Genomic DNA, 4,554 nt, shown 5'->3' on the forward strand with positions numbered 1-4,554 from the left:
GAAACTGCTGATTATTTACACAAACTGAAAAGTATGGTAAAATGTAAAATATGGCGTGCAGTAAGAGTGAAAAGCACTGATGATATAAAAGCTGCTGACAATACAGATGCAGATTGTCTGCTTCTTGACAGCTTTTCAAAATCCGGCTACGGAGGAACAGGAAAAACTGCCGACTGGAGTATAATCAGGAATACTGAAATAAAAAAGCCTTTTTTTCTGGCAGGTGGTCTTAATACAGAAAATATACCTGATGCATTGAAAGCAGTAAAACCTTATGGTATTGACATTTCCGGCGGTATTGAAACCAATGGTGTCAAGGACAGGGAAAAAATTAAAAATATTATGGAACTTATAAGGAGTGATCATTTTGAATAAAAAAGGAAGATACGGTATCTACGGCGGACAATATGTTCCGGAAACTGTAATGCATGCCGTATGTGAACTTGAAGAAGCCTATGAACACTATAAAAATGACAAGGAGTTCTGTGAAGAACTTAAAGCACTTTACAGAGATTATGCAGGACGTCCGTCAATGCTTTATTACGCAGAAAAAATGACTAAAGATATAAATGGTCCTAAAATCTATATCAAGCGTGAGGATCTCAACCATACCGGTTCTCATAAAATCAACAATGTTTTAGGTCAGATACTTCTTGCTAAAAAAATGGGTAAAAAACGTATAATTGCTGAAACAGGTGCCGGACAGCACGGCGTTGCCACTGCTACTGCCGCTGCTCTTTTCGGTATGGAATGCGAAGTATACATGGGCGAAGTTGATATGGAAAGACAGTCCCTGAACGTTTATCGCATGGAGCTTCTGGGAGCTAAGGTCACTCCTGCAAAAAGCGGAACAGGAACTTTAAAGGACGCTATCAACGAAGCCATGAAGGACTGGGCTACAAATGTGGAAACAACCTATTATCTTATAGGTTCTGTAATGGGACCTCATCCGTATCCTGAAATAGTTCGTGACTTTCAGAAGATAATCGGTGAAGAAATCAGAGAACAGCTTATGGAAAAGGAACACAAGCTTCCTGATTGTGTAGTTGCATGCGTAGGCGGCGGTTCAAATGCTATGGGTGCTTTCTATGATTTCATAGACGAAAAGTCTGTAAGATTGGTAGGCGCTGAAGCTGCCGGAAAAGGTGTTGATACTGAATTTCATGCAGCTACTGCTGCCAAGGGAAGCGACGGCATATTCCATGGCATGAAATCAATTTTCCTTCAGAATGATGAGGGACAGATAGATAAGGTTTATTCAATTTCCGCAGGTCTTGATTATCCGGGAATAGGTCCGGAACACGCAAATCTTCATAAAACCGGAAGAGCAAAGTATATTCCGATTACTGACGAGGAAGCAGTATGCGCATTTGAATATCTTTCAAAAACAGAAGGAATAATTCCTGCAATTGAATCAGCCCACGCTGTTGCCGCCGCATTGAAAATTGCTCCGGAAATGAGCAGTGACCAGATCATGGTTATCAATCTGTCCGGAAGAGGCGACAAGGACGTTTATCAGATTGCAAGATACAGGGGGGTACAGTTAAATGAACAGGATTAACAGCAGACTGGAACAGCTTAAAAGTGAAAATAAAAAAGCACTGATTACATATGTAACATGCGGTGACGGCGGATATGAAACCACTGAAAAAGCTGTACTGAAAATGTTTGAAAACGGTGCAGACATTGTGGAACTGGGTGTACCATTTTCTGATCCTATCGCTGAAGGACCTGTTATTCAGGCAGCAAGCGAAAGATCCCTGTCAGGAGGTACTACACTTAAGGGCATATTTGAAATGGTAAAACGCCTGCGTGAAAAAACTGACGCTCCGCTAATTCTTATGATGTATGTAAACTCAATTTTCCGTTTCGGCAAGGAAAAATTCTTTTCACTCTGTTCAGAAATAGGCATAGACGGTGTTATCGTTCCGGATCTTCCTTTTGAAGAAAAAGATGAAATTGATGAATATGCTTCAAAATATAATATTATTAATATAAGTCTTGTTACTCCTACATCCTGCGAACGAATAGGCAAAATCGCAAAGGAAGCAAAAGGATTTGTCTACTGCGTATCCTCAACCGGAGTTACTGGAATGCGTTCAGGATTCTCAACAGATTTTGGTAAATTCATAGGCGAAATAAAAAAACATACGGATATTCCGTGTGCCATAGGATTCGGTATTTCCGGTCCGGAACAGGCTGCAAATCTTAAACAGTACTGCGACGGGGTAATTGTCGGCAGTGCTATAGTTAATATCATTGCCCAAAATAGTGCAGATTCTCAGGACAGGGTAGGAGAGTTCACAAAGAGCTTAAGAGATGCTCTGGATAAATAAGGACGGTAAAAATGGGAACAAGTGCTTCAGAGATATTTGATTTAAGAAACTTTTATTTTTATAAAAGCGGTAATATTTTTACCGGAAGTTTAAAAAATTTTAATTATAAAATAATCCCAAAAGACGATGAACTAACTGTTTTGGTCTGGCACGGCTTATTGTGTTCGGATCTGGCAGATATTGAAATTGAAAAAAAATATCCTCTTACCGAAGAAGGATTTTCAGAAATGATCAAGTGGCTTGAGGATGAATACAGAAAAGAAATGTAAAGTTTAGATTAAGCATGATGCGATTTTTTACGCATCATGCTGTTTTTTTATTTTTTGACCTATGAAATTGTAAAACGAATTTTACTTATATTTTACATTACCTTGCTTTCAGATTTTACATTCATGTTATAAAATATCAAGAGTAATCAAAAAAAGATTGCAAAAAATCACTTTACTTTTGAGTGCCGCAAAGCGGCAGAAGGAGAATATCATGAGAAAATCTGTTTCTATGAAAAAAACACTTGCAATGATTATGTCACTTTCATTAATTTCAGGAATTGCAACAGGATGCGGTTCAGAATCATTTGATGCAAAAAAAGATATAACAATCGTTTCCCGTGAAGATGGTTCAGGTACAAGAGGTGCATTCGTTGAACTTTTCGGAATTGAAGAAAAAGACGAAAACGGTGAAAAGATAGACAGAACAATTGACAGTGCCCAGATAACAAACAATACATCAGTTATGATGACAACTGTTTCTGGTAATATGTATGCCATCGGATATATTTCACTGGGTTCATTAAACGATACGGTAAAAGCCGTAAAGATTGACGGCGTTGAAGCTACTGCTGAAAACGTAAAAGCAGGTACTTATAAAATTGCCCGTCCGTTCAATATTGCATACAAGGAAGATTCCTTAAGTGATGTTTCAAAGGATTTTATTGACTACATCATGAGTACAGAAGGTCAGCAGATAGTTACTGACAACGGATACATCAGCATAGACGGCGCTCAGCCGTACAGCGGTTCAAAGCCTGAAGGCAAGATTGTTGTTGCAGGATCTTCATCAGTTTCACCGGTAATGGAAAAACTCAAGGAAGCTTACATGAAAGTAAATACAGGTGCGGATATTGAAATTCAGACAAGTGACTCCACAACAGGTATGACATCCGCCGGAGAAGGTGTATGTGATATTGGTATGGCATCAAGAGAATTAAAGGACAGCGAACTTGAAACTGGTCTTACACCTCTTGCAATCGCAATAGATGGTATTGCCGTAGTTGTAAACAATGATAATCCGGTTGAGGATATTTCCAGCGATACTATTAAATCAATTTATGTAGGAGAAACAAAAACCTGGGAAACTATAGCAGAATAATCCGGGGGATACACAATGAAAAATGTTGTTGAAATAATAATGAAAATAGTCTTCCTGCTTGCCGCCTGTGTATCAATTATGGCTGTTGCAATGATCTGCATTTTCCTGTTTGCAAACGGTATTCCAGCTATGCAGGAAATCGGATTCGTTAAATTTCTGACTGGCAAGATATGGAGACCATCAAACAATATTTATGGAATCCTCCCGTTTATACTGGGAAGTATTTATGTAACTGCCGGTGCAATTATCATGGGAGTTCCTGTTGGAATTATGACAGCTGTTTTCATGGCAAAATTCTGTCCTAAAAAGCTTTATAAAATTTTAAAGCCTGCAATTGACCTTCTTGCCGGAATTCCTTCCGTTGTATACGGCTTCTTCGGACTGGTAATGCTTGTTCCGGTTACAGGAAGTTCAATTCTTACTGCTTCTATAATCCTTGCGATTATGATTCTACCGTCTGTTATAGGCGTGTCAGAATCGGCACTGAGAGCCGTTCCGGACAGCTATTATGAAGGTGCTCTGGCATTGGGAGCTACTCATGAAAGAAGTGTTTTTGCTGTAATGCTTCCGGCTGCAAAGTCCGGTATATTTGCCGGAGTAATTCTGGGAATCGGACGTGCGATCGGTGAAACAATGGCTGTAATGATGGTTGCAGGAAATCAGACAGGAATGCCTTCGGGAATCATGGAAGGAGTCCGTACCCTTACTTCAAACATTGCCATTGAAATGGGATATGCAACCGACCTGCACCGTGAAGCACTTATCGCTACAGGCGTTGTATTATTTGTGTTCATCCTTATTATCAATATCTCATTCTCATTACTTAAAAGGAGGAGCAAATAATGAATCC

The 4,554-nt window shown here is 39.3% G+C and carries 6 protein-coding genes; all 6 read left to right on the forward strand.

Annotation, left to right across the window (positions count from 1 at the left end):
* On the forward strand, positions 1-375 hold a 375-nt coding region (locus ACI4WO_RS01415; protein WP_439805774.1), incomplete at its 5' end, for a phosphoribosylanthranilate isomerase.
* Between the two features lie 49 nt (positions 376-424).
* On the forward strand, positions 425-1,561 hold the full coding sequence (gene trpB, locus ACI4WO_RS01420) for a tryptophan synthase subunit beta (RefSeq protein ID WP_439805779.1): 1,137 nt from the start codon (positions 425-427) through the stop codon (positions 1,559-1,561).
* On the forward strand, positions 1,548-2,336 hold the full coding sequence (gene trpA / locus ACI4WO_RS01425; RefSeq protein WP_439805775.1) for a tryptophan synthase subunit alpha: 789 nt from the start codon (positions 1,548-1,550) through the stop codon (positions 2,334-2,336). The genes trpB and trpA overlap by 14 nt, the downstream gene beginning before the upstream one ends.
* An 11-nt stretch (positions 2,337-2,347) precedes the next feature.
* Positions 2,348-2,605: a hypothetical protein gene (locus ACI4WO_RS01430; protein WP_439805776.1), complete on the forward strand. Its 258-nt coding sequence runs from the start codon at positions 2,348-2,350 to the stop codon at positions 2,603-2,605.
* A gap of 211 nt (positions 2,606-2,816) precedes the next feature.
* Positions 2,817-3,704: a substrate-binding domain-containing protein gene (locus tag ACI4WO_RS01435; protein ID WP_439805777.1), complete on the forward strand. Its 888-nt coding sequence runs from the start codon at positions 2,817-2,819 to the stop codon at positions 3,702-3,704.
* A 15-nt stretch (positions 3,705-3,719) separates the two neighbouring features.
* On the forward strand, positions 3,720-4,547 hold the full coding sequence (gene pstC, locus ACI4WO_RS01440; protein ID WP_439805778.1) for a phosphate ABC transporter permease subunit PstC: 828 nt from the start codon (positions 3,720-3,722) through the stop codon (positions 4,545-4,547).
* Positions 4,548-4,554: the final 7 nt, after the last annotated feature.

Source organism: Porcipelethomonas sp. (assembly GCF_051893655.1).
Classification (GTDB): domain Bacteria; phylum Bacillota; class Clostridia; order Oscillospirales; family Ruminococcaceae; genus Porcipelethomonas.